Here is a 25092-nt window from a genome sequence, read left to right as displayed (position 1 = left end):
AAAATACCTCATCTTTCTTACATAATTTGGTAGTTAAGGTGAGGTTTATTTGGTATACCCTTTTTTAGGCTAACTTCTAATTTCTCGTTATCTTTTTTCCAATTTTTCAGTTTTTCCATATTGACATTTTACCGCTAGGCTTTTACAATCAATTACTGAACTTACATTTATATCTTAGCGTGCCGCTCATTAAATTCGCATAAAATTCAGATATGTACCTGTTACAAAATAATAAAAAACACCACCCTTTTACAGATGGTGTTCAGCCTCACCAACAGGGGAAATCATATAACCGACCCCAGGATAAGTAACAATAAAGCTGCCGTCCATTTCCATGCCCTTAATTTTTTGTCGTATACGGGCTATAGCAACCCTCAGATACTCGACATCATCACGGTACTCGCTTCCCCAAACATCAGTCAGCAGTTGCTCATGGGTCATAACCTTACCCATGTTCAGCATCAGTAAGGAAAACAACTTATATTCCGTTTCCGTGAGTTTTAATTCTTTGTTTTGTATCCTGATCCGTCGTTGAGCCAAATTAACAGTTACTACGCCGTTTTTAATCTCGCTTGTAAGGAAATTATTGGCAAATCGGTTATCTGATCGGCGTAAAACAGCTTTTACTCTTGCAAATAGTTCATCCAGGGAAAATGGTTTTGTCAGATAATCGTCCGCGCCCAGATTCAGCCCTTGAACTTTGTCATTTGAATTACCCCGGGCTGTCAAGATAATAACCGGCACGTTAGAAAAAGTACGCAGCCTTTTCAGGACCTCAAATCCGTCCATGCCCGGCATCATAAGGTCTAATAGAATTAAATCAGCGTCGAGTAAATCAAATTTTTCCAGAGCTTCTGATCCGCTAAGGAAGGTGACAGATTCATAACCTAAAGATTTGAGATTAGCGGCAATAAACCGTAATATTTTGGGCTCGTCATCAATAATAATTACTTTATGCTTTTTCATGTTTATCACCAGTGTACTTATATTTGGGTATCGACACAGTAAACACACTACCCACCCCTTCAGTACTTTCGGCTCTGATGGTGCCGCCATGAGCTTCCATAATACCCTTGCATATAGCCAGACCCAAACCAGTCCCGCCGGTGCGCCTGACCCAACCGGCGTCAATACAGTAAAAACGGTCAAATACTTTATCCAAATGCTTATCGTTTATGCCGATACCATTATCCGCTACTCTGATATTTACGTACCTTTCATCACTATCGGCTGATATTGTTATGTGCGGTGTACGGTCATTATAACGGATAGCATTGGTAAGCAGATTTGACAAAACTTGTTCTAAGCGCATTCGATCGGCGTATATTAATGGCATGTCTTGGCACACATTGTTGTCGATTATAGTGCCGTTGCCAAAGTGTTTCGGCAATTGCCTGATGGCATTGTCGACTACTACACACGGTCGTATCGGTTCCCGGTTCAGGCTGATTGCTCTAGAATCTATTTTGGAAAAATCCAGCCAGTCGTTTACCAGTTCCTGAATACGCCCAATATCCTCATGGATTCCGATTAACATTTCCCGCTTAAAATTTTCATCCCATTCAGCATCTTGGCGCAGCAATGTTTCGACACTGCCCTTAATGCTGGTAATTGGTGTTTTGAATTCATGCGAAACAAGAGAAATTAAATCATTTTTTAATTTATCAACTTCATGCTCTTTCGTGATATCTCGCCAAAGATATCCTTTGCCAATAATGTTACCTTCATCGTCAGTAACAGGAAAAGCTGAAAGCAGTTTGAAACGTTCCTGATTATTCTTCTGCTTAATTTTCAGTTTATACAGGCCATTTTCCTGTCTGATTTGTTTTAGTACTTCCGGACTGGAATCAAGCAACATTTGCGAAACTATTTCGAAGAGAAAATCTTCGGATGAACCACGTAATTTCTCACAGGGAAAATCAAGCATTCTGGCCATTCGGCAATTAGCGTAAACAACCTCCTGTCTGTTATCAATAAGTATAATTGCATCACACATACTTTCCAACACTGCTTTTAAAACAGCATGCTTTTGTTGGATAGACCGTAGTAAGAGTTCATTCTGCAAGATAATCCCTACAGAATGGGACAGCGTTTGTAAGAACTGCTGATCTGCTTCACTTAGCGTGGAGTTGGCGACAACTAAATGACCAACCGTAGTATTGCCTGCCCGGATAGGGAGAAGATAATAAGAATGATCAGTTTGGACAATGTCGGCTACTCCATCTCTGCTGTGGACGTCCTCATAAGAGCCAAGAGAAGAAATAGTAGGGTTAGCAAGATGCAATTGTACCTTTACGTTTGCCACTTCTAAGAACTGGGACAGGCATCCCTCAATGACCCCGGCAATCCCCAGTGAGGGCGTTATCGGAGTAATTAAGCGGTTTAGTATCGCCAGTTCCTGATTATTCCGTGATAGACTCTTCGTCCGTTCTGCGACGCGCTGTTCCAACTCACTGTTTAGCTCCAATAAAGCCTGCTGATGATCCTTAAGCTGCTTTGCCATAAGAAAGAAATGTCTAGCCAAAAAACTAAACTCATTGGGAACCAGCCGAGAAAACTTCACTGGCGGTACTTTGTAACCCTCGGCAGCCACTCTCTGCGAATATTCAACAAGTAGACTTATAGCATTGTTAAGTCGTTTGGCATAGAGTGAAACCAGAAAAAAGGTTAGAAGGAATGTCATTAGGACAATAACCCCCACAGAACTCAAAGAAGACAAGTTATTCATGGCATCCTCCAAGCACTTTTTTACATATTGCTTTAATACCTTATGACCTGCTCCCTAATCAAAGGATAATTGATAATCACTCATCTAAGAAAGAATTTAGGTAATAAAATTGCTTTTAGTAAATAATTAAAATCTGCAATTATTGCTCGCAAGTCTTACGTCCATCAACATTTCTCCCAGAGGTTCTATTTTATGCATGCCGTTGGTGAAATGTACGACTATAAACGCCAAATTTAATACGCCACTAATACTTCCGCGCCTCTAAGCGGCGGAATAAGTGGCGCTAAGCTCCTGAATTAGTTCACTAAGCCTCAAAGGATAATATAACTTCCTCTGAGGCAAGTTTCACTTTATGGCTGGCGATGTTTAATTAATTCGTCTACAACGTTTGAATCAGCTAAAGTCGTTATATCACCAATCTGCTCAAATTCACCTGCCGCGATTTTACGTAAAATGCGGCGCATAATTTTCCCGCTTCTTGTCTTGGGTAGCTGCTCAGTAAACTGGATTTTATCAGGAGTGGCTATAGGGCCAATCACCCTGCGCACACATTGCCTTATTGTATTTTTCAACTCCTCTGATTCTTGGACACCTTTCTTTAATATTACATAAGCATAAATACCTTCCCCTTTGATGACATGAGGATAGCCGACAACGGCGGCTTCGGCAACATCAGAATGTTCCGTGATCGCGCCTTCAACCTCAGACGTACCGATACGATGTCCGGAAACGTTAATGACATCATCCATCCGCCCCAATAGCCAATAGTACCCGTCTTTATCAAGCCGCGCCCCGTCACCGGTAAAATAGTAGCCGGGAAAAACGGACATATAGGTTTCAAAAAAGCGATTGGGAGCCCCGTATACTCCGCGCATTAAGCCAGGCCAAGGTCGCTTCATTGCAAGACAGCCTTCACTATTTTCGGAAGTTTCATTCCCCTGTGAGTCAAGAATAACAGGCTCCACACCAAAGAAAGGCATTGCAGCCGAACCCGGTTTAGCCGATATCGCACCCGGAAGGGCGGAAATAATTATCCCCCCCGTCTCGGTTTGCCAGTACGTATCGACAATCGGGCAGCGGCCTTTTCCTACAACCCGGTGATACCACAGCCATGCTTCCGGATTGATGGATTCTCCAACAGTACCCAACAACCGCAGACTGGATAAATCGTGTTTATTGACCCATTCTTCTTTTTCCCTCATTAACGAGCGAATAACAGTGGGTGCAGTGTAAAAAATATTTACCTTAAATCTTTCAATAATTTGCCAATACCTGTCAGGAGTTGGATAGTTACATAACCCCTCATATATAACTACCGTGGCACCAAGAGCTAACGGCGCGTAAGCCACATAAGAATGACCGGTAATCCAGCCACTATCGGCGGTGCACCAAAAGGTATCCGTATCTTTAAGATCAAAGATGTATTTCATTGTAGTAGCCGCATAAACCATATACCCGCCGGTTGTGTGTAAAACTCCCTTAGGTTTGCCCGTACTTCCGGAAGTATAAAGAATAAATAATGGATCTTCCGAATCCATAGGTTCAGGCGGACAATCAGTCTTAATATCTGGAGCTTTAATCTCGATATGCCACCACTTGTCCCGGTGAGTCCAAAAATCTATGTCGGCATGTGCCTGGCGCACAACGATACAAGTATGCACTCCCGGACAGTGCTCTAGTGCTTTATCGACATTGTCTTTTAACGGTACAATTGCCCCCCGCCGAATACCTCCGTCAGCCGTGATAACCAGTCTGGCACCCGAGTCTAAAATCCGCTCACGCAGGCTTTCGGCGCTAAAACCAGCAAAGATTACATTATGGATGGCCCCAATCCTTGTACAGGCCAACATAGCAATAATAAGCTCAGGAATCATCGGCAGATAGATCGCAACCCGGTCCCCTTTACTCACTCCCCATTTCTTGAGAACATTGGCAAAGCGTGATACTTTATTCCATAGGTCATTATACGTAAGTACCCGGAAATCGTCCCGGCGTTCTCCCTGCCAGATAAGCGCAGCCTTGTTTTTCCGCCAGGTATTCAGATGCCGGTCCACACAATTGTACGAGACATTTAGTTTACCGCCGACAAACCATTTATGCTCTCCTTCTGCGAAGTTTCCAGAGTACACTTTCTTCCAGTTCCGATGCCAATCAATCAAGCCTGACTGTTCTGCCCAAAAAGCATCAGGATTCTCAATAGAATACCTATATAGCCGACGATATTCATCCAGACTTTTTATTTCGGCTTCTTTCCGAAATGATTCCGGCGGAACAAACTGTAATTCATTATCTTGCAAATAAGCATAGGTAATATTTGCACTACTGCTCACGAGATAATTACCCCCTTACATTGTAGATATCTGTCAGACAGAACTTTATAACAAAATATCTACTGCTAAATTTATAACTTCAGAATAACAGCAAAAGCGTTACAGCCGCATAAAAACAGGAGTTTATCTCATAACAAAATCATAAAATTTTGAATTTTAACGAGTGCTCCTTTACATGATTCGGAGCCGATATAAAAACTGCCTAAAAATAAAGCAGGCCGTCCAAAAAAGACGACCCGAACCCGTAGCTAGAACAGTGTGCTGTCAACTTGACGGCCTTTAAAAAGAAATACAACCTTCCGAGTACTCGGAAGGTTGTATTTCTTATGGTGCCGAGGACCAGAATCGAACCGGTACGGGTGTTTCCACCCGACGGACTTTAAGTCCTATGGAGTTATAACGCTATTATAAAACAACTTAAAAACTAATATAACACAAAGTCAATAATTGTGCGGGTTCCAGGTACAATTCAAGATTTTGAAAGGTAGGATGATATGAATGTGAACCACCAACATTGCAGAAACATTGCAGAAACCCACCCCAAGATTGCAGATATATTTTTATTGCAGAAAATATTTTTTTATTGCTGATTTTCTTTGAACGAGACAAGACTATGAGTATGGCCTAACTGTGGGATAAGTCGCATTCGAAAAAATATCTGCAATAATAAAATATTTGATTATGTACTAAAATCCGCTTGCAAACATTTTCCTAATCTGCTATAGTTATGACTACAAACTAAATAGTTGCCTTGAACCTCAAGGGTGGATATTTATAAATAGACAGGTTATTTCTGTCCATTTATAAGTACCCACCCTTTTTTGTTGTGTCTGCTCAAATAAAGAAATGGAGTGATGTTATATGAAAGAAGTTAAGGCAAAAATTATAGAAAACTTCCTTGATAACTCTTTAGAAACCCGAAAGTCTGTATTTATGAATTACCACAATAATTATGCATCAGAACAATTAGCAAAGTTATCTAATCAGCCTGAATTTATTAGAGATACGGAAACTAACTGTTTTTTGCAAGAGGTTTTTCCCCCACTTTTGCAAAAGTTTTTCCCCACATAGGCAGGTGGGGAAAATTATCCATCCTGCCGCATGAGCGAAGTGCGCATGCGGTTGCTGGGGCCATCGTAAAGCAACAGGTAACTATGGTGCACCAATCGGTCAATAATGGCCGCTGTCATTTGTTCATCGTAAAAAATGCTTACCCAGCGGCTGAATTCTAAATTAGTGGTTAATACCATGCTCCTCCTTTCATAGCTGTCCGAAATAACCTGAAACAGCAGTTGTGCGGCTTCCCGATCCAGCGGCACATAGCCCCACTCGTCGCAAATCCGAATTACCCTTCACACGATGGATTTATTAGGAGCAAAGACAGAACTTAACGAAGCATTTAAAAGACTGAGACAGGCTAACTAATAGCCTGTCTCTTTTATTTGAAGCGTTTTTTCAGTTCTGAGTAGAAATTTTCCCGTGTTCCAATCTGCATAACGATTACTATTATTTCATCCTCTTTAATCTGGTAAGCTATGCGGTACTCAACGCCCGTAACCTTTAGATGGTATGAATAAATCGTTGCCAAATCTCCTTTTAGTGGGTCTCCAATAAACGGATTTTCTGCTATCTTATCAAGGGCGGTTAGTATCTTAGTTCGTACAGGTTTATCAAATTTTCTAAGCTCCCGTGCGGCAGAGTTAAGTACAACCAGTTCATACATTTTCGTTCTCCCGTTTCAAGTCGGCAAGGGACACGTATTCTTTTTTGCTATATTCTTGCTCTGCTTCGGCAACCAAGCTATCTAATGCTTTATTTAGCTGTACCTGATACACTTTTACCGTCTGCTCTGTCACAGGCTTACCATCTTTTGCTAAGTCTGCACGAATAAGGTCTTGCATTTCATCAGCTACAGTACGGGGCTTCAAAATTATCTGTTCTCCGTCAATTATGATTTTGACTTTACTGCCTGCCCCGAGCTTGAATTTATCCCGAACCTCTTTCGGCAGGACGAATTGACCTTTACTGCTCATTACAATATCGTATTCCATATTACACCTCCGAGTAAGAAGTAAGTTTTCTTACTTATATTATATCCTACTATCCCTGAAAACTCAAGTACAGCAAAGAAAAACAGGCTCGAAAGCCTGTTAGTTTTTTAAATCATTACTATTAATATAACCGTGTTTCTTGGGTATAGCAGGAAATTTACTAGGGTCTACATTCGGCGGTAATGTTTGCTCTACTTCTAGCCAATTCCCATGTATACTAATGATTTTGTAGCCGTCAAGAGTGATTATCATATCTACTAGGTGCTGTGGTAGTTTCTCTTCCGATTTCGTCAGCAGCAGCTTGTAATAGGTGACTATGTCTTCTGCAATCAGGTTGCCTTGCTTGTTCTCGCGCTTTGCTGGTTTAGTGAAGAGCGGGTTCTCACCGAAGGTATCAATCAGCAATGCCATCAATTCCGCCCACTCTATCGGCCAAAGGTAATCGTCGCCAGCTTCCTGCTTTTTTTTTTTGAGCCTTCTTCTATATTCCTCTTCTATGTTGTACATCGCAAAAAATCTGTCAAGCCAGTTGAGAAAATTTCGTTCACTTACGCCAGCCATCTTGCAGAATTCTTTGTGCGAGAAATCTACATCTCTGATTTTGTCTCCTCTACCCATGCCTCATGACCTCCTTGTTGTACATTCACTATTTTACCCTGCCCGTCAGTCATTGACAAATCCTCGGGGAACATACAAAAAAAGAAGCCTCAACCCTTGCGAGCACAAGGAATGAGACCACTTTTGCTGTCTTCGAATGGTTTACTATTCAATTAGCTAGAGCGTTTGCTTTGCAGATGTCACTGTTACTTCCATGACAGCGCGAGCCCAATCGAATTTTTTCTTCATACGGTCAAAGTCCTCGCCAGATTTTATAAAACGAGCGCTTCCCTTAACGATAACACCTGTTCCTTTCGCTCTATAGCCTTCAACTTCTCTATTGGCAATTGAAAGAGTAACCTCGTTGTTGGCAGTAATATTTTTCTCAGTCCTTAGAAAACCGTAGGCTGGAATCAGGAGCTTGTCATCAGGAGTTACCTCAATATAGCTATTCCAGGTATTAACTAAGTGAGGACCATCGGCTCCGTTAGTCATAATAGAAACTGCTCCATCTACAGGGTGAGACAAAATCTCCAATAATTTTTCGTTTAGCACAATTATTACATCCTTTCGTTTAGACTTGGAAATACAGGCAAGGTGCTGGACTGCATATCGTTTGGACGAATGAGTCCTAAAGAATTGGACAGGGGATTAAACTATTGTCTGAATCTGGACTTTATGACGAACTTATTGTGGGCACTTAGCAGAAAATTATGCAAACATAAGCAAATCTGCGCATGTTTTTTCCATACCTTTCCGCAAAATTACCCCTTCATTTTCGTGCTGGCAATACGTAAAGGGTTAGCATCTGTTTCTTTGAGGGCAATGAGGGCACCGTCATGCATGTAGACAAAAAACAAGACCCCAATCCCCGCAAACACAAGGATTGAGGCCATTTTGCACCGTTACCAGTGATACGGTTCTCCGTATCGGGTCAAACGGTGCAGGAAAGGACGTACTGGCTGGACATAACGATGCACCCAACGCAAATTCTACAATGTATTTCATACTGCATCAATATTCCCTATTGATTTTTAGCTTCTTTTGATTTTGCGTCCATCAATACGAATCTAGATGTTTAACATCAAAAGGAACAAAAACAGTCTTCTCAACAGGATAGTTTTTACGTCTCAGATATGAGGGATGTAATGGATATTTACCATTGTGTTTGCCAGGTATAGTTTTCACACGGACTAACCTATCTGCATGTTGTTTCAATAGATTCTTTAATTTATTTGGGAAAAGCGTTTGAGTTTTCCCTTTAATTAGTCGACCCCAGCCAACCCAAACAGGATTTGTAGCAAGACTTAAAACTCTTGTAATTATTTCGAGATTTGAGTCGTCGAAGTACCAAATGATTGAATCAGGATCTCCACCCCTAAGTGGTATTAAATTAATAATCTCAACTTTCGCAGATAGAAATAGGCAAATAAGCCTTGATGTAATTGGGCAAGGCAGCCATCCATTGTGACAGTTGACATTTAATAAATTTTGCAACGCGTTTGTTAGCTTTTTCCACTACCCCATTAAGAATTTCAAGCAACTGAGTCAAAGCAACGACCCAATCCAGTTCGGCAAGTTCATCACACATTGCTAAGAACAGACCGCCTAAAGTCCTGGCATCTCCATGTTGGCGATGCTGCCAGCTAAGAATGATATATCTGGCAAAAACAATCGTCGTGTGGCTTATAAGCATATCGAAAGAGCGTCCTTGAAATTCTTTACCCAATTGCAATAGCGATTTTGTGCACTTGAAAAAAGTCTCAATGTCCCAGCGGATACCATACAAGCGTATGATTTCTTCTGCTTCAAGAGTTACATCGGTAGACAAAATGGCTAACCACTCTCGCTTTTTGGTTCTATGCTGAACAAAGACTATTGTAACGGGAATGTCATTGGATAAAGTGGTTGTAATTGAACGCAAAATGCCATTTCGTTTAAACGTTTTAACGCTTGCCACCATATATAATTCCTTGAGGCTTAAATATTTCCCATCCACCTGTAGCGATGATTGTTGTCCTTAACCATGCCAATAACGTCAAGGCCGCGTTTGCGCACAGCGCGAATCAAGGGCGCATGAGTAAACCAACTATCCATAAGGACATAAGACGCATTTACGCCGCTTTTTAGTGTACGGTCTATCATGTCAGGTATGACCTCAGGTGCCTTTTGCAGTGCTTCCAACCTACGTTTATAGCCGTGGCTGCGTTTATCTATGGTTTCATTTATCCCATTAAGGCAAGACGTTTGAGAACTAAGCATAGCAAAATCGGTTGGAATAAAAGTGTGACCGTCAGACCACCCCAAAGTTAACATACGAAATCCTTTATAGTAGCAATTGTCGGTATGATCCTTACACCTCGCTAACAGCTCCACTTTTTTGCTGCGATTTCGCTTATAGGCTGAATCATCGACGATCAAAACACGGGTCTGCTTTTGTGCTGTCAAAGGTATAACTTTTTCAATGACATGACTACTGAATGCAGTCAAAAAACGCTGCCAAGCAAAATTCGAGCAGTTAAGAAAGCGGTATATGGCATCTTTGCAAGGGAAACCGGCGTTGTTTCGTTCGCTTTCCTGCATGCTGAACCAATTACGATGTCGAAACAGTAAGCAAAATACAATCTGAAAAAGATAACTGCAGGCAAAACCCAAATTGCGTTTAATTCCTGCTTGGCGCAAATGTTTGAGCACTTTGAGTTCCGCAAAAACAGTTCTTATTTCCTCTGGCAGTTGATTTTCTTGGTTACTTTGTTTTAAACTATTCATATGGAAGGCACCTCTTCTGTATGGTAGTGTTGTGGCAATTTCACTATACCAGACATTGGGGGTGTTTTCCATTGTCAAGAAAGATTATTTTTTTGCATTGACGCTAACTGTTTCATGGCATTGAGCCAATTTTGGCTCTGCGAAAGTTGAGTTATCAACTTATATGCGCTGCAAAAAACTAAGGTATTGATAGATGGAGAGCCACATACGCTGAAAGGTGTACGTGTGGTTCGGAGGTTGGCCTTCCCTTCATAGGCTGCACGGTTGATGTAGTCTATGATCCCGCTGACACGAGTGAACTGACGGTGGAGTATCAAGGACATACTCCATGGAAAGTGAAGCAACTGGTGATTGGCGAACGGACAGGGAAACGCCCAGGACTGCCCGAACACTTAACGCCACAGCCAACTGACTCATCAAGACTCCTCGCGGCCGCAACAGAAAAGAACTCAAAGCGCCAAAAAGAGCAAATCCCTGCTGTATCCTACCGAACAGTTCGCCGGGGAGATGATCGCCATGTTTGAGGCATTCTATGGCTTTCAGCGTACGCCATTTTCACGGGATATCCCAACCCAGGCGTTATATTCTTCCGTCATACATGATGAGATGCTGTCACGGCTTGAATATGCCGCCGAGCGCCAGCTGTTTGCCGTAATTACCGGAGACTGCGGTACAGGAAAAACCACGACAGTCCGGCGCTTTCAAGACAGCCTGAATCCCGCCCGCTTTAAGCTTTTATATCTGGCAGATTCTAGTCTAACGCCACGTCACTTTTACAAAGGACTGCCAGAACAATTAGGATGCGAAGCAAAATTTTATCGCGGTGACGCCAAACGCCAACTCCACCGGGAAATCGAATTGATGCGGGGAATCCACGGTTTGCTGCCGGTGGTCGTAGTGGATGAAGCGCATTTATTAGACAAGGAAATGCTCGAAGAAGTGCGCTTTCTTCTTAACTTCAAGATGGATGCCCAAAGTCCTATGGCCCTTATCCTTGTCGGGCAGAGTAAGCTTTGGGATCGCCTAAAGTTACAGGCCTATGCCGCTATTCGGCAACGCATTGATATTCAGTGCAGGCTGCCGCACTTCGACCGCTCGCAGGTTGGGGAATACATAAAAAGGCACCTTGCATATGCAGGCGCTGAACGAGATATCTTTTCGGATGGGGTAATTGATGAGATTTTCCGCTATTCAGGTGGAGCGGCACGGCTCGTAAACAAAGCTTGTACACATTGCCTGTTCTATGGCGCACAAAACGGTCGCCGAATCATTGACGATCATATGGTTAAGATCGTGATTCAGGGAGAACTTGCTTAAAAACTAAGCTGCCGGGGCTGTTGGACAACATTCTCGGCAGCTTTAGGACAACTAACGTCGTCAATTCTTGGACATTATGCGGGAGCAGTAACAAGATTACGACATGTTAACATCCTAATAACTTCAAATTATTACGTTCACCCAACCGAAGAAAAGGTAAGAAAGTTAGGCGAAGTCACGCAAGAGATTTTTACAGGAATAAAAAATACAGATATAAAGAAAAATGCTCCTGAACAAGAAATGTCAGAAGCAAATTAAGTAAATGGTCTATCCAAAACCGTCTTGTTGCGAGCAAGGCGGTTTTATTAATTAAATGGTGCGAGTGACCAGACTTGAACTGGTACGGGGGTTAAGCCCCGACGGATTTTCTTCCCCGCTACAACTTTCGTTGCCAATCCTCAAGGATTATTTGTGGGCTGGACTTTCTCTTCACCATAAACCTTACGGTTCGTAGGTGCCGCCTATTAAGTCTCTACACCTTCCCTTTCGGGCTTGGCTCGGGATTGCCATTTTACAGGTTTCCCCGAATTTAAGCGGTTCTACTCTTAGAATTTCTTCTAAGGCACTCAAATTTTTTACATTTAAGTCCGTTGCGTCTGCCGATTCCGCCACACTCGCATAAAATATTTAGTTTTCAAGATTGCAGACAGATTGCAGAAACTTTTCTGCAATTCCGAGGCTCCTTGATTTACAAGGCTTGCGCGGGTTTATTACAAGGGTTTTTAAGTCCGTTGCGTCTGCCAGTTCCGCCACCCCGGCAAGAGGTGTTTTGGAGGCGGCACCCAGATTTGAACTGGGGAATAAAGGTTTTGCAGACCTCTGCCTTACCACTTGGCTATGCCGCCGTATATTATGGAGCGGAAAACGAGATTCGAACTCGCGACCCTCGCCTTGTCAAGGCGAGGGTCTACCGCTGAGCTACTCGCATAAATGGTGCCTCAGGGCAGAATCGAACTGCCGACACGAGGATTTTCAGTCCTCTGCTCTACCGACTGAGCTACCGAGGCATGGCGACCCCGAACAGATTTGAACCGTCGATCTCCGCCGTGACAGGGCGGCATGTTAAACCGCTACACCACGGGGCCACTATATTGATAATAGGATGTTCTTCGCTATCGCTCAGAACTAAGCGATTCACACAAATTTCCGTGTCGCTATCGCTCCTAAAAACTTGGCTCTCTGCTTAAAGCGACTCACTCAGGTTCTCATTTCGCCTACCGGCTCGTGAGAACCTGGTTCGCTGCTTATGGTGACCCGTAAGGGAATCGAACCCTTGATACCGCCGTGAAAGGGCGGTGTCTTAACCTCTTGACCAACGGGCCAAAATTCACGTCACTTAGATAGTATACCCAAAACCATTACATTTAGCAATAGTTTTTTTATTCTTTAACTATTTATTCACATACATTATCTTTACCAATAAACTTTGTCAGTGAGAGCGTCATAGCCATTCGCTTCTCACCGGCACCGTATTCATCCACCCTAAAATCTGTAGCTACAAAGCCAAATTTTCCTTCATAAACTCTGACTGCAACAACGTTATCCGGATCGACAGTCAGCTCAACCTCTTCAATATTTTCACCAGCTAGCTCCCGTAAACTTTTATCAATGAGTTTTGTTCCCACCCCTTGACCACGCACCTCTTTAGCCACAGAAACACCAAACATATAAGCCCGCCGTGGGATTTGCCAATCCAGCATATATTGAACCAAGCCAATAACCTCAAAATTTTTTCTTGCAATATACACACGACCGTGCCGAATTAACGGTACAAGATGCCATTCATTTAAGCCGCCAATTCCAAATGCCTCTGTTTCCAGTTGAACCAAGCGTTTAATTAGTTGGGGTTCAACCGTTTGTACCCTTTCGATTGTAATCATTGTTTCCTCCGCTTAAACAATTTTTTCACATATCTCGAATCACTAGCCGAAAGTAGTCCAGGGTAAATTAACCCAAATGAAATTTCATCTCCAACCTTTATATCTTGATTAGCATTTGTAATATCAACAATGGTATGGTCACTACTGGCTCCTAATATCATCAATGTTTCATCAAGCGGAAAAATGCCTTCTATATAAACATCCTGTTTTCCTAAAGCTAAAATTGCTCTTTTCCTTATCCCTGCATCTTCAAATTGCGGAATATTGCCAAAGGCATCTCTGCCAATCTCTCCTACCGGCACAGACGGCTTGGATTTGACCTCAATAACCTCAGCCCGTAAACGAAAGGCATCTTGATGAAGACCGGGAATTTTCCGGTTATTAGTAGTGTCTGTTCCTAGTAAAATTCCTTCACCGATCCTCAATTGATTAATCCCGTCGGGAACTATATTATTTTCCACTAATAACAGCGTGGATGTCCCACCACCCGAAATTATATCCATCTTATATCCTAATTGACGCTCAACCGTGTCAGCTAATTCAACCAAAAGTCCTAAATTATCAACACTAGGAAGGACACCGCCAAAGCACCCCATGTTAGTCCCTAAGCCTACTAACTTCACGCCTTGCAAGCAAATAATCTGTTCAACGGTTCCAAGCACATGTTCTTGCAGAATACCTTCGCGGAGATCGCCAACATCTACCATCAAAATGACTTGATGTACTTTTCCTATTTTGCTTGCTGCGTCAGCCAAAGCCTTAATTACCGTTATTTCTGAATTGATACTTGTATCAGCATATCTGACAACATAGTCAACGTTACTTAGGCGAGGAATTCTCAGTAACGTAATTGGCTGATTAAAATTTCGCTTTCTAAGTTCAACAATATTTTCCATTCTGGCATCTGCCAGTTCCTGAATTCCGCCTTCCACCATAGCCGTAACAATCTGGTGAATGGCAGTAAACCCTTTGGTAACACCAACCACGTCTATTCCTTTTTTCTGGCACCTTTTTACTACCTGATCTGAATTGAAAGTAATTTTATCTAAATCAATTTCTAAAACTGCCCCCCCTTGCACATAGACCGCCTCCTCATTCCATCTATATAGTATCCATAAAGATTTACAGGCGTGTTGTTAGTATAAGCGTAAGTCAAGCGCCAGCGGTGGAGCGTTACTAACAACACGCCCAGAAAAAAATCTTTATTGGATTTCATATAGCCAATATAAGGTATTTTAGCCTTTTACCCTATTTTCTTATTCCTACATACGGAAATTCATATCATTATACCTGTTTCGTATGAATAGTACGTATAGGAAAGGGTATTTCTATCCCTTCCTGGTTATACCTTACATGAAGACGCTTGATGAATTCATGCTTAATTAAATACTGATCTACAAACTCTTTAACCCTAAGTACAACATTAAAATTAATGCTGGAATCCCCAAAGGTGTGGAAACGGATGACTGGTTCAAAATTTTCAATACTGCCGGCTATCTCAGACATTACTTCTTTGGCTACCTCAATCGTAACCTTTTCCACATGTTCCAGATTACTTGCATAGCTAACACCTACCGCAACTAAAACCGACAATTCTTTATCCGGCATATGGTAATTGGTAATAATTGTCGAAGCAATTTTCTGATTGGGAACTATAATCAAATTGTTGCCTAAGGCTTTGATAATTGTATTCCGCCAAGAAATATCAACAACATTTCCTTCTTCACCGGTACTCAGTTTGACATAATCCCCGGCCTTAATTTGTTTTGACAAAAGAATGTGCAGCCCTGAAAACAAATTTGATAATGTGTCTTGTAACGCTAACGCTACAGCCAAACCACCTACGCCCAGAGCTGTTAAAATAGGAGCTATTGAAATCCCGAAAGTTTGAAGCAAAATCAATGTTCCGGTCAGGTATGTCAAGACTTCTGCAATATTGGCTAAAATAGACGCAGAGGGAAAAGCCCCTTCAGCCTTACGGGCATAAATAGTAACTATTTCGGAAAGCATACGTGCGGTTACCATAGTAAGGGAAAATACCCCAATTACAATTAAAGCCCCACCTAAAAACCGTAGCCACTCCGCACTTATTTCAATGATGTGCATAGCACTATAGCTCCCCAGAATGCCCCCCCATATAACGGGCATACCTCTTAGAGCCTTGCTAACAACCTCTGAATATTCTGCCAAAACATTTGCAACCATTTGATTTAGTTTACTCAAAATGCCTTTACTTATAATAACTCCTAGCGCGTTACATATTAGAAAAACTGCTAAAGAAAAAAATATCCCTCGTACATCAAACATTTGTATGAACATAAATTCCCCCCATTATCTAATCTGCTAATTAACAGATACCGGGCTCACCAAAACTATTGATGTTTTCGCAGCCATAATAACAGTTTCCTAAACGCAGTATCCTTACGGGGATAAATGCGTACTTGGCCGGTATCTGACAACATTTTCCCCATATCAACGGCTATCGAAGCGCTTTTTCGGGATACAAGGACTTGGCTTGAGTACACACTATTGTGCCCAATAAAAATGTACCCAACCACACAACTTATAGCGGCATATGGTGCAACCTGAGAGCCAAACAATTCAACAGCCATAACAGTTGCCGCTATGGGAGTATTGGCCGCTGCCGACAATGTGGAAACAAGACCAATGGCAGAATACACAGCAATATTCGACGCTGAAACAAAATTTCCAAATGCATTGCCGACGGCTGTCCCGATAACAAATAGCGGCGTCAAAACCCCCCCGCTACCGCCGGTCTCCAATGTTATCGCAGTAGTAAACATCTTCCATAGCGCCGCGCTCCAGGGCAAGGTATCACCATTGAGTCCCGCTTCCATAATTTCTATCCCTAATCCCAAATACTGGTCTGAAATGTAATTTCCAACCAGCACCAGCAGCACTCCACCCACAAAAGTCTTAAGATAGGAGTGACCATCTAGTTTTTTTAAAGATAATTTTACCAAACCAAATAATTTGATAAAGATGAGTGCCGCTATGCCGCATAGTATGCCTAAAATAAAAGCATGCAGCAGCAAAGCGTTATCAGCATATGGAACAACAGTGAAATTATTGTAGAAATACGTGTTCCCTAATAATAATGACACCTGAAAACTAACCATCCCTGACACAAAAGCAGGAAACAGTACCTCGTATAACATTTGCCCTAAAAACAACACTTCCACACCAAACAATGCCCCTGCAATCGGTGTTCCAAACACGCTGGCAAAGCCGGCACTAATACCGCAAATTACTAATTTTTGACGATCATGGTCATTGATTTTTAAAAGATCAGCCAAAGCCGAAGCCAACCCAGCCCAATCTGTGCGCAAGGACCTTCCTTCCCCGCCGACCCGCCTCCGGCAAGTGTAAGGACTGTACCCAACAATTTTACCGGAACGACAGCCAGCGCAATTTTACCTTTTCTACTATGCACAGCCTCAATGACTTTTTCCGTTCCATGTCCTTTGGCATCAGGAGCAAACCGGCTTACCAGCCACTGCGTCATGAGCAGCATCACAGGCAAAAACAATAAATGATGCGGCGCCATTTGCACCTGGTTTGTAGACCATCCCAACAATTTGAGAAATACTGTAGTACTTATTCCAATAATTGTTCCGACAAGCGCGGAGTAAATAAACCATTTTGTCATACTCACAAGAATTGTTACATGTTCGGCAACCACATGTTTTATCACACTCACTTTTAACCATCTCTCCTAAATATATGCAATAATCCTGTTCGCCACTAATATACTTTGGCGTTATTGGCTGTCGAGCTAATGTTAAAGGCGGCCGCAAAAATCTTCTTGGCAACCGGTGCCGCTGACTCAGCCCCATAACCGCCATGCTCAACAATAACAGCAACAACAATCTGGGGATCTTCAAATGGTGCATAGGCTACAAACCAGCCATGATCCTCGCCTTGTGAATTTTCCGCTGTTCCTGTCTTGCCGGCAATAGAAACAGGAAAACCTTGAAAAATACGCGCGGCAGTACCGCCAGGTAGTGCTACTTCATGCAAAGCCTCACCGATCACATTAAGTGTACTCTGGGAAATCTTAATACTATCAATATTCTAATGCTGCTGTACCGGTAATAATTTTAAAAGTAGAACCTGGCGGATATTCTCCGGAAATTGCTCTGTTTGCCATTGGATTAAATGGATTGTCACTCAACTGCTTCCAGTCCTCAGAAGAAATTCCTCCGTTAAACAAATTAGGATTAAATGTTGGCCTACTTACCATCGCCAATATTTCGCCTGTATTCGGATTCATGACGACAACCGCAGCCGCTTTGGCATTCACCCGTCGTTTTGTTTGCAAATAATGAAGTTGTTCATCAAGTGCTTTTTCCGCTGCGTGTTGAATCTGATAGTCGAGCGTCAATATCCTAAAATTCCCCTTTATCTGTAATGATTAGAAAAAAAAACAGGTGAATTCCGTTTTGCAGACTCCACCTGTTCCTATATATTTATAAATTTTCAATATCAATTATAGCAAAGTGCTCTCAACACGGTCAAGATCATTTACACTATCTTTTATATCCGATCTCGGCAATTTCTGCCAATAATGTGCAAAAATCTTCCGGACTATGCACTATGTACTTCGCCTTTGTTTCAAGCATTCCGATCTTGATCGAACAGGCGTCAGGAGGCAGTATCTTGAACAAATCCTCATCTGTCCTGTCGTCGCCTGCCGCCAAAATGAATTCATAGTCGGCACGGTCCAGCCAGGGCTTAACCGCTGCACCTTTATTGATCAGTTTGTGCCTAATTTCCAGTATTCTGTTGCCTTCCAGTACCTGTAAATCGGTATGCATGGTAAAATTGATCAGTTCCCATTTTAATTCGTTTGCCCGAAAATCAGCAATCTCCTTTTCCGCTTTCCGGTAGTGCCAGACAACCGAACAATCTTTTTCTTCAATAAATGATCCTGGCAATAAATCCACGTAAAACTGGAGAATAGGCAAAACCTGAGTACGCCAATCCGGAGGCATATTGATGGCCTTCTCCCAGTCGCCGGATTTTTGCCGGCACCAGGCACCGTGCTCAGCAATCATATGAAGAGGAAGATGCCCCAGCCATTGTTGAAGAATACCTTTTTCCCGCCCGCTAACAATGACCACGTCGTTTCGCTCATCGCTGACAATTTTTTCTAAAGTCTGAAGTAAACAATCGTCCGGAACAGCCGCCAACGGATCATTGGCAAAAGGCACCAAAGTACCGTCATAGTCGAGCAGAATCAATCTTTTTTGAGCCGCGCCATATTCTTGTAAAATTGCATTGCGCAACTGCCCGGCTACAATTTTCGCCGCCGCCTTTCTCTCCGATTCCCGCATTCCTAACAACTGCTTGATAAATAAATCAGCCCAGCGAATGACATCATACTTGGCCAACAGCACCTGCATGCCCTGGTTTCGCCGCTGCTGTTCGTGTTCAGGCATCTCCAGCGCCTCTTTAATTGATCCGGCTATCTCCTCAATACTGTTAGGATTGACCATTATCGCCTGATCCAGTTCTTTGGCCGCGCCAGCCATTTCACTTAAAATCAGTACTCCCTGATTGTCGGCTTTGGCGGCAACATATTCCTTGGCCACCAGATTCATTCCGTCCCTTAGTGGCGTAATCAGTGCCACATCACTGGCGCTGTACAGTGCGACAAGTGGCGATAATGGCAGGTAGCGGTACTGATAAACGATGGGAACCCAGCGTAATGTGCCAAACCGGCCATTGATCCTGCCCACAGTCTCATCGATATTTCTTTTCATGGATTGATACTGGTCGACACCTACTCTTGACGGAACTACGACTAAAGCAAGTGTAACTTTTTCCTGCCAGTGAGGATTCTGCTCCAAGAATAAAGCAAAAGCCTCCAGCCGATTGGCGATCCCTTTGGTGTAGTCCAACCGGTCTACTGAAAGGATAATCTTTCTGTCGCCAAGCATCCGGCGGAGTCGTTCAGACTCGCGGATAACCCGCGGTTGCTTGGCTGTCTCATGATATTTGGCGAAATCAATGCCCATGGGGAAGGTGTCGACCCGCACCGTTCTTTCACCGATACGAACCCGGCCAAGCGCATGTGCAAGCCCGAGAATACGGGCTACACTATTCAAGAAATGCTGCGTATAATCGATAGTATGAAAACCGATAAGATCGGCTCCCAGTAAGCCTTCCATAATTGCGGCGCCCCACCGCCGGGGTAGCAGGCGGAAAATTTCATAATCGGGGAACGGAATATGCAGAAAAAAACCAATAGGGACATCCGGCATCCGCTGCCGCAACATTTCCGGCAGCAGCATCAGGTGATAGTCATGTATCCAGATTACATCATCAGGACGGGCAATCTGGCATACAGCATCGCAAAAGACCTTATTCACCGCCACATATTGCTCCCAGAGATCATCCTCAAATTTGGTCAGACTGAAAAAATAATGGAATAACGGCCAGATGGTCTTATTACAAAACCCTAGATAGAATTTATCCATCGTAGCTTCATCCAAAAATACCGGAAAGGCACCAAACTCTTTAGAAAGACGCTCGCGGATTGCCGGTTGGTCAGACATCTCGACCGACAACCCCGGCCAGCCGATCCATACTGAATCCTTTTCAGTAAATGCGGTATTTTGTAGAGAATTAAAATAAGCGCTGAAACCCGAAACAAGTCCGCCCACACTTTCTTTAAAAATATACTCTCCCTGCTTCTTGTCGATCGTAACTGGCAGACGGTTAGACACTACCAGTAGACGCTTCATTCCTAAGTTACTCTCCATCTCCCATTCACCTCTCCATAATTTGCGTCTCACCCGGAAAGCCTTGGTCTGTCAAACTCGATTGTCCGTAACAGTCCGCGCAAAGCAATACCAACCCAGGGCGGACGGCTTTTTAGCTCAGAAACCACTTGATGCAGACCGCGCTGCAACAGAAACACGTCCAGCAATACCTGCAATTGCTGCTGATCAACCGGCAGCAAACCTGTGCCCCGGATGGTGTTATGGTATCCTTTAAGGAAGCAGGCTGCTACCCAATTATACCAGGAATGACTCCACATCTGGAGCAACTCCTGAGTTTCCGTTGTTTCCGTTAATACATTCACCCCCGGTACTAGTCCCAAATTAACAGCTTGTGAAGCACTGTACAGCGAATATAACATACTAGCCACATCCAGTAACGGTGAACGTTTCAAGCGCCGTTCACTAAGCGGCCGATCCGGATTACCCTCAAAATCAATGATAACAAAATCATTACCGGTGTATAGCAGTTGCTCCAGCCGGTAATCACCATGATACCTGATGCGTGCAGCATCGAATTCCATCTTTTTTATATTTTCTATACGCCGCATTATTTCTTGTTCATATTCAATTATCTTAGCCGCGATCGGTTGGTCATCCTGCTTCAAAGCGGTCAATTGTTTTTTCAGTAGCCACATTATTCCGCTTAGTTCCTGGGCCACTCCATGATACAACGAATGGCGGTAAAAATCGGTAAACGGTTCGGGTGCGAAGTCAGGATGGTCCTCCCCGCCGGCCAGGGCGATATGCATCTCGCCAGTTCGCAAACCCAATTGCTCCACCGAATCCAGATAAGACCCTGTCATCTCCCTGACATCAGCCGGAACTTCTTTGTCCACTGCCGACCAGAACGAAACAGGCAATAACGGCTGCTTACGGCTGCTTAAAATACGTTCATAAAAATCCGCCAGATGGTCCAGGGCACAATCCCAAGCTGTACCCCGGTGAGGTACAAATTGTTGCAATACAGCGATTGTAACTACATCACCGCGGTCGTTATAATATTCCATAGAGCCGTGCAGTTTGGGCACGTTGGCGAATTCTATCTCAGAAAGATACCGCAATATCTCAAGTTCCGGGTTAACCCCGATATCCATTTTTCGAAATACCTTAAGCACAAAGAACGGTTTAAACAGCACCGAAGTGTTATTATGTTCATTAGCTAGTGTCTGTGAATCCGGAATTGTCTGATTCTGTTTCACCAATGCACGGAAATAAGCACTGTGTTTGGAAACCAGTTCGCCAACTTGTCCTTTCAATTTACGACGTTTGTCAATCACTGACCATAATGTTTGATGAAATTTTTTATCATCGCTGACTTCATATAGCATCCGTTCTTCATGATCCCGCCGAATGCGGGCAACGACATTGCATCCGGCCGGTCTTGCGACCAAATCATCCGCAGATTTTAGCGCCAGATTAAGTAGATATGTTTCCGGATTGCCTTCCAAATACTCCACCATGATAAATACCATTTGAACAGCCGTATCCGGTAGCGGAATAATTTCCCGGACGGTTACGGCTTTTACCGTTTTTTCTTGGCCGCCAAACCAACTGCATGTATTTAAATAAGCCGCTAGAGTATCAGTCAGTTCAGGTTGGAGGGCACGCCCGAATAGCTCCGCCCAGTCACTGACCTTCAATACAGGAGCCGACTCGATCGCTCCTGTATATAATGGGCGCAGTTGCAGGCTTCGTGGATTTTCCAGCGTAAACCAGAAAAATGTGTGTGGACCTAGAGAAATAAAATACATGCCTTCATTAATAACCGGGAACGGTGTCCGTCCAATCATCTCAACCGGTACCAACCCCCGGTATTTGGCCAAATCAAGTTGGGCATAGGTTACAAACCGGGACAAATTGGCAACGACCAAAATAGTTTCGTTCCCATATTTACGGACAAACGCCAACACTTTGCGATTGTCTGATTCAATGAACTCCATGGTCCCCCTGCCAAATGCCTTATATCGTTTGCGCAACGCGATAAGACGGCGCATCCACCATAGAAGCGAACTGGGCTCGTTTTGCTGAGACTCGACATTGACCGCTGCATAGTGATATTCAGCATCTGCTACCACCGGCAAATATAACCGCTGTGAACTCGTCCAGGAAAATCCTGCGTTGCGGTCGGCGCTCCACTGCATAGGAGTACGCACGCCATCGCGGTCGCCCAGATAAATATTGTCGCCCATGCCAATTTCGTCGCCATAATAGATAATGGGTGAACCCGGCAATGAGAACAATAACCCGTTCATCAACTCGATCCGGCGGCGATTATTTCCCAATAGGGGTGCCAGCCGCCGACGGATACCGAGGTTAATTCTGGCACGTGAGTCTTTGGCGTACATACGGTACATATAATCGCGGTCTTCGTCGGTAACCATTTCCAGCGTCAATTCGTCGTGATTACGCAGAAACATGGCCCACTGGCAATTGTCAGGTATAGGCGGCGTACGCCGGATAATTTCGATAAGCGGAAAACTGTCTTCCATTCCCAAGGCCATAAACAAGCGTGGCATAATAGGGAAATGATACACCATGTGACATTCATCGCCATTACCAAAATAAGGAATAACATTTTCCGGCCATTGGTTGACCTCAGCCAGCAACATCTTATCCGGATACTTACTATCAATATATCTACGCAGATACTGTAAAAATTTGTGGGTTTCCGGCAAATTGTCGCAACTAGTCCCCTCTCGTTCATAGAGGTATGCAACAGCGTCCAGTCTGAACCCGTCGACGCCAAGGCGCAACCAGAAATCAACCGTTTTTAGTATTTCCCGGCGAACGTCGGCGCTGTCGTAATTCAAGTCCGGCTGATGGGGATAAAAGCGGTGCCAGTAGTATGCTTTGGCAACAGGATCCCAAGCCCAGTTTGAGGATTCAAAATCATTGAATATTACCCTTGCACCACTATATTTATCTGATGTATCATTCCATACGTAATAATTACGCCAGCGGCTGCCAGCCGGAGATGTCCTGGCCCGTTTAAACCAACTATGCTGATCCGATGTGTGGTTTAGCACCAGGTCGGTAATCAAACGCATCCCCCGTGCGTGAGCCTCATGGAGAAAAATGCGAAAATCATTCATAGTCCCGTAAAGTGGATTAATGTTTTTGTAATCAGAAATATCATAACCGTCATCCCGCAGCGGCGACGGATAAAAAGGCAGCAACCAGAGAGTATTTACGCCCAGGTCGGCCAGATAATCCAGTTTCTCAATTAAACCCCGGAAATCGCCAATACCGTCGCCGTTACTGTCATAAAATGCCTTGACATGCAACTGATAAATAATAGCGTCTTTATACCAAAGCGGCTGGTTCTCCTGGCGTATTTTATCGTTTTTCATCATTCATCTCCTTTCGGTTATATTACCTATCGTTTAGCTTTCATATTTGCAATATTAATATTATTATGTTCTGTATCAATGCAATATTATCCTGCTAGATGGAATTTATGTATTTTTTTGGTAATCATAATAAGGAGAGACCCTGCGGGGTCGGCTGGCAAGCCGTAAGCCGCAGGGTCTCTCCTTTCGCTTTATTGTGGCTGTTGTAATTCCTTTTTCGCACCCTTTTCTTATCCAAGAAGGAGCCGAAAACCTAGTCCTGCTAGGGCTAAAGATAACATGATTTGAATTGGGCGTGATTGCATTTTAAGGGAAAGCCGTGCGCCTAATTGGGCGCCAACCGTGGCTCCGATACCAGTGGCTATCGCCGGAACTAATAGAATATTGCCAAGCACATAATGCGAAACCACACCAACAAAACTAGAAATAGCGAGCACAAAATGTGACGTAGCCGTAGCAACATGTGTCGGGAATCCGAGCAAATATATCAAGATCGGCACATGAATAGGACCCCCGCCTATTCCCAGTATACTCGATAGGAATCCTACCACAAAACTCAATAAAACTCCTAATAGACGGTTATATTGAAATTCCTCTTTATTGAACGGCTTTTCTTCTACTTTACTGCTTACACTCCGATAAAATATTATGAAAGCCAACAATGTTAACAGGATACCAAAGGTCATATTAAAAGAGTTACTTGTGAAATACTTGGCAAAATAACTACCAAAAAAGGCTCCGGGTATAGTAGCCAAGCTAAATCGAATCCCGGCGTCATAATATACCTTTTTCTGTCTGATATAGGCAAAGGTTCCAGAAAGAGCGTTAAAGAACACCACTGCAAGGGAAGTGCCAATGGCGTACTGAGGAGTATAATGCATTAATAGCAAGAACACTGGAACAAGAATGACTCCGCCTCCGATACCAAGCAACGTGCCGAAAGCTCCCAGTGCTAAACCAAAAATAACAAAAGAAAAAATAGTAATCATATTGTACTCGGTACCCCCTTCAATATTTAATTTTTAATGTTTAGTTTCTTTAATGTTTAGTTTCATTGTATCATAAATGTTGGCGCTCGTAGTGGTTTATTATCAAAATCTACATGAATTGTAAAAAGAAAAAAAGCCTTCCAAACAAAGGTCTGGAAAGGCTTGAATTTACTGGTGACCCACCCGCGACTCGAACGCGGGACACCCTGATTAAAAGTCAGGTGCTCTACCGACTGAGCTAGTAGGTCATAAACTACGCTACTCCTTTTGAA

At 43.3% G+C, this 25092-nt stretch carries 18 protein-coding genes, 6 tRNA genes and 2 pseudogenes; 2 read left to right on the top strand and 24 right to left on the bottom strand.

The window, feature by feature from the left end:
* Nucleotides 1-249: 249 nt before the first annotated feature.
* From SCACP_RS05025 to acs, 3 genes are all read right to left on the bottom strand, one after another.
* Nucleotides 250-966 (bottom strand): response regulator transcription factor, encoded by a 717-nt coding sequence (locus SCACP_RS05025; protein ID WP_425060292.1) that lies wholly within the window; start codon nucleotides 964-966, stop codon nucleotides 250-252.
* Nucleotides 953-2683, bottom strand: a complete 1731-nt coding sequence (locus tag SCACP_RS05020) for an ATP-binding protein (RefSeq protein ID WP_425060291.1) — start codon at nucleotides 2681-2683, stop codon at nucleotides 953-955. Before SCACP_RS05020 ends, SCACP_RS05025 begins: the two co-directional genes overlap by 14 nt.
* Before the next feature lie 395 nt (nucleotides 2684-3078).
* Nucleotides 3079-5058 (bottom strand): acetate--CoA ligase, encoded by a 1980-nt coding sequence (gene acs, locus SCACP_RS05015; RefSeq protein WP_425060290.1) that lies wholly within the window; start codon nucleotides 5056-5058, stop codon nucleotides 3079-3081.
* A gap of 861 nt (nucleotides 5059-5919) precedes the next feature.
* On the opposite strand from acs, the gene SCACP_RS05010 reads away from it, so the two are divergent.
* Nucleotides 5920-6129, top strand: coding sequence for a hypothetical protein (locus SCACP_RS05010; protein WP_425060289.1), 210 nt, complete (start codon nucleotides 5920-5922; stop codon nucleotides 6127-6129).
* A 14-nt stretch (nucleotides 6130-6143) separates the two neighbouring features.
* On the opposite strand, the gene SCACP_RS05005 is transcribed toward SCACP_RS05010, so the two are convergent.
* From SCACP_RS05005 to SCACP_RS04975, 7 genes are all read right to left on the bottom strand, one after another.
* Complete coding sequence (locus SCACP_RS05005; protein ID WP_425061330.1) at nucleotides 6144-6398, bottom strand: ATP-binding protein; 255 nt, start codon at nucleotides 6396-6398, stop codon at nucleotides 6144-6146.
* Between the two features lie 98 nt (nucleotides 6399-6496).
* Nucleotides 6497-6781: a type II toxin-antitoxin system RelE family toxin gene (locus SCACP_RS05000; protein ID WP_425060288.1), complete on the bottom strand. Its 285-nt coding sequence runs from the start codon at nucleotides 6779-6781 to the stop codon at nucleotides 6497-6499.
* Nucleotides 6774-7109, bottom strand: coding sequence for an AbrB/MazE/SpoVT family DNA-binding domain-containing protein (locus SCACP_RS04995; protein WP_425060287.1), 336 nt, complete (start codon nucleotides 7107-7109; stop codon nucleotides 6774-6776). Before SCACP_RS04995 ends, SCACP_RS05000 begins: the two co-directional genes overlap by 8 nt.
* A 99-nt stretch (nucleotides 7110-7208) precedes the next feature.
* Nucleotides 7209-7727: a hypothetical protein gene (locus SCACP_RS04990; RefSeq protein WP_425060286.1), complete on the bottom strand. Its 519-nt coding sequence runs from the start codon at nucleotides 7725-7727 to the stop codon at nucleotides 7209-7211.
* A gap of 156 nt (nucleotides 7728-7883) precedes the next feature.
* Entirely contained in the window at nucleotides 7884-8261 is a 378-nt protein-coding gene (locus tag SCACP_RS04985) for a pyridoxamine 5'-phosphate oxidase family protein (RefSeq protein ID WP_425060285.1), read from the bottom strand.
* Between the two features lie 847 nt (nucleotides 8262-9108).
* Nucleotides 9109-9669, bottom strand: a complete 561-nt coding sequence (locus tag SCACP_RS04980) for a transposase (protein WP_425060284.1) — start codon at nucleotides 9667-9669, stop codon at nucleotides 9109-9111.
* A gap of 17 nt (nucleotides 9670-9686) precedes the next feature.
* Nucleotides 9687-10547, bottom strand: coding sequence for an IS4 family transposase (locus SCACP_RS04975; protein ID WP_425061329.1), 861 nt, complete (start codon nucleotides 10545-10547; stop codon nucleotides 9687-9689).
* A 444-nt stretch (nucleotides 10548-10991) separates the two neighbouring features.
* Between SCACP_RS04975 and SCACP_RS04970 the strand changes: the two genes are divergently transcribed.
* Nucleotides 10992-11792, top strand: a complete 801-nt coding sequence (locus SCACP_RS04970) for an ExeA family protein (protein ID WP_425060283.1) — start codon at nucleotides 10992-10994, stop codon at nucleotides 11790-11792.
* Nucleotides 11793-12562: 770 nt separating this feature from the next.
* On the opposite strand, the gene SCACP_RS04965 is transcribed toward SCACP_RS04970, so the two are convergent.
* The 14 genes and pseudogenes from SCACP_RS04965 to SCACP_RS04900 all read right to left on the bottom strand — a co-directional run bounded on the left by SCACP_RS04965 (nucleotide 12563) and on the right by SCACP_RS04900 (nucleotide 25068).
* Nucleotides 12563-12637, bottom strand: a tRNA-Cys gene (locus SCACP_RS04965).
* 8 nt (nucleotides 12638-12645) lie between these two features.
* Nucleotides 12646-12718: transfer RNA gene (locus SCACP_RS04960), tRNA-Val, on the bottom strand.
* 5 nt (nucleotides 12719-12723) lie between these two features.
* Nucleotides 12724-12799, bottom strand: a tRNA-Phe gene (locus SCACP_RS04955).
* A gap of 1 nt (nucleotide 12800) precedes the next feature.
* A tRNA-Asp gene (locus tag SCACP_RS04950) sits at nucleotides 12801-12877 on the bottom strand.
* A 162-nt stretch (nucleotides 12878-13039) separates the two neighbouring features.
* Nucleotides 13040-13114, bottom strand: a tRNA-Glu gene (locus tag SCACP_RS04945).
* A gap of 72 nt (nucleotides 13115-13186) precedes the next feature.
* Nucleotides 13187-13672, bottom strand: a complete 486-nt coding sequence (locus SCACP_RS04940; RefSeq protein WP_425060282.1) for a GNAT family N-acetyltransferase — start codon at nucleotides 13670-13672, stop codon at nucleotides 13187-13189.
* On the bottom strand, nucleotides 13669-14751 hold the full coding sequence (locus SCACP_RS04935) for an alanine/ornithine racemase family PLP-dependent enzyme (RefSeq protein ID WP_425060281.1): 1083 nt from the start codon (nucleotides 14749-14751) through the stop codon (nucleotides 13669-13671). The genes SCACP_RS04940 and SCACP_RS04935 overlap by 4 nt, the downstream gene beginning before the upstream one ends.
* A gap of 205 nt (nucleotides 14752-14956) precedes the next feature.
* Nucleotides 14957-15979 (bottom strand): mechanosensitive ion channel family protein, encoded by a 1023-nt coding sequence (locus tag SCACP_RS04930; protein WP_425060280.1) that lies wholly within the window; start codon nucleotides 15977-15979, stop codon nucleotides 14957-14959.
* 65 nt (nucleotides 15980-16044) lie between these two features.
* A pseudogene (locus SCACP_RS04925) lies at nucleotides 16045-17198 on the bottom strand (chloride channel protein).
* A gap of 239 nt (nucleotides 17199-17437) precedes the next feature.
* A pseudogene (locus SCACP_RS04920) lies at nucleotides 17438-18098 on the bottom strand (penicillin-binding transpeptidase domain-containing protein); the annotation flags it as partial.
* A 124-nt stretch (nucleotides 18099-18222) separates the two neighbouring features.
* Nucleotides 18223-20460 (bottom strand): bifunctional alpha,alpha-trehalose-phosphate synthase (UDP-forming)/trehalose-phosphatase, encoded by a 2238-nt coding sequence (locus tag SCACP_RS04915; RefSeq protein ID WP_425060279.1) that lies wholly within the window; start codon nucleotides 20458-20460, stop codon nucleotides 18223-18225.
* Between the two features lie 29 nt (nucleotides 20461-20489).
* Nucleotides 20490-23831 carry a maltose alpha-D-glucosyltransferase gene (treS, locus tag SCACP_RS04910; protein WP_425060278.1) on the bottom strand — a complete coding sequence of 1114 codons (3342 nt, stop codon included), beginning with the start codon at nucleotides 23829-23831 and terminating at the stop codon, nucleotides 20490-20492.
* A 230-nt stretch (nucleotides 23832-24061) separates the two neighbouring features.
* Nucleotides 24062-24820: a sulfite exporter TauE/SafE family protein gene (locus tag SCACP_RS04905; protein WP_425060277.1), complete on the bottom strand. Its 759-nt coding sequence runs from the start codon at nucleotides 24818-24820 to the stop codon at nucleotides 24062-24064.
* Nucleotides 24821-24992: 172 nt separating this feature from the next.
* Nucleotides 24993-25068: transfer RNA gene (locus SCACP_RS04900), tRNA-Lys, on the bottom strand.
* Nucleotides 25069-25092: the final 24 nt, after the last annotated feature.

The organism is Sporomusaceae bacterium ACPt (assembly GCA_041428575.1).
GTDB lineage: Bacteria > Bacillota > Negativicutes > Sporomusales > Sporomusaceae > Sporomusa_D > Sporomusa_D carbonis.
This window is presented reverse-complemented; position numbering and strand designations above follow the sequence as displayed.

What these genes read in the sequence shown, in the direction of transcription:
- SCACP_RS05025 (WP_425060292.1), bottom strand. Translation starts at nt 966, where the DNA reads ATGAAAAAGCATAAAGTAATTATTATTGATGACGAGCCCAAAATATTA.
- SCACP_RS05020 (WP_425060291.1), bottom strand. Translation starts at nt 2,683, where the DNA reads ATGACATTCCTTCTAACCTTTTTTCTGGTTTCACTCTATGCCAAACGA.
- SCACP_RS05010 (WP_425060289.1), top strand. Translation starts at nt 5,920, where the DNA reads ATGAAAGAAGTTAAGGCAAAAATTATAGAAAACTTCCTTGATAACTCT.
- SCACP_RS05000 (WP_425060288.1), bottom strand. Translation starts at nt 6,781, where the DNA reads ATGTATGAACTGGTTGTACTTAACTCTGCCGCACGGGAGCTTAGAAAA.
- SCACP_RS04995 (WP_425060287.1), bottom strand. Translation starts at nt 7,109, where the DNA reads ATGGAATACGATATTGTAATGAGCAGTAAAGGTCAATTCGTCCTGCCG.
- SCACP_RS04990 (WP_425060286.1), bottom strand. Translation starts at nt 7,727, where the DNA reads ATGGGTAGAGGAGACAAAATCAGAGATGTAGATTTCTCGCACAAAGAA.
- SCACP_RS04980 (WP_425060284.1), bottom strand. Translation starts at nt 9,669, where the DNA reads ATGGTGGCAAGCGTTAAAACGTTTAAACGAAATGGCATTTTGCGTTCA.
- SCACP_RS04975 (WP_425061329.1), bottom strand. Translation starts at nt 10,547, where the DNA reads ATGGAAAACACCCCCAATGTCTGGTATAGTGAAATTGCCACAACACTA.
- SCACP_RS04970 (WP_425060283.1), top strand. Translation starts at nt 10,992, where the DNA reads ATGTTTGAGGCATTCTATGGCTTTCAGCGTACGCCATTTTCACGGGAT.
- SCACP_RS04940 (WP_425060282.1), bottom strand. Translation starts at nt 13,672, where the DNA reads ATGATTACAATCGAAAGGGTACAAACGGTTGAACCCCAACTAATTAAA.
- SCACP_RS04930 (WP_425060280.1), bottom strand. Translation starts at nt 15,979, where the DNA reads ATGTTTGATGTACGAGGGATATTTTTTTCTTTAGCAGTTTTTCTAATA.
- SCACP_RS04915 (WP_425060279.1), bottom strand. Translation starts at nt 20,460, where the DNA reads ATGGAGAGTAACTTAGGAATGAAGCGTCTACTGGTAGTGTCTAACCGT.
- treS (WP_425060278.1), bottom strand. Translation starts at nt 23,831, where the DNA reads ATGAAAAACGATAAAATACGCCAGGAGAACCAGCCGCTTTGGTATAAA.
- SCACP_RS04905 (WP_425060277.1), bottom strand. Translation starts at nt 24,820, where the DNA reads ATGATTACTATTTTTTCTTTTGTTATTTTTGGTTTAGCACTGGGAGCT.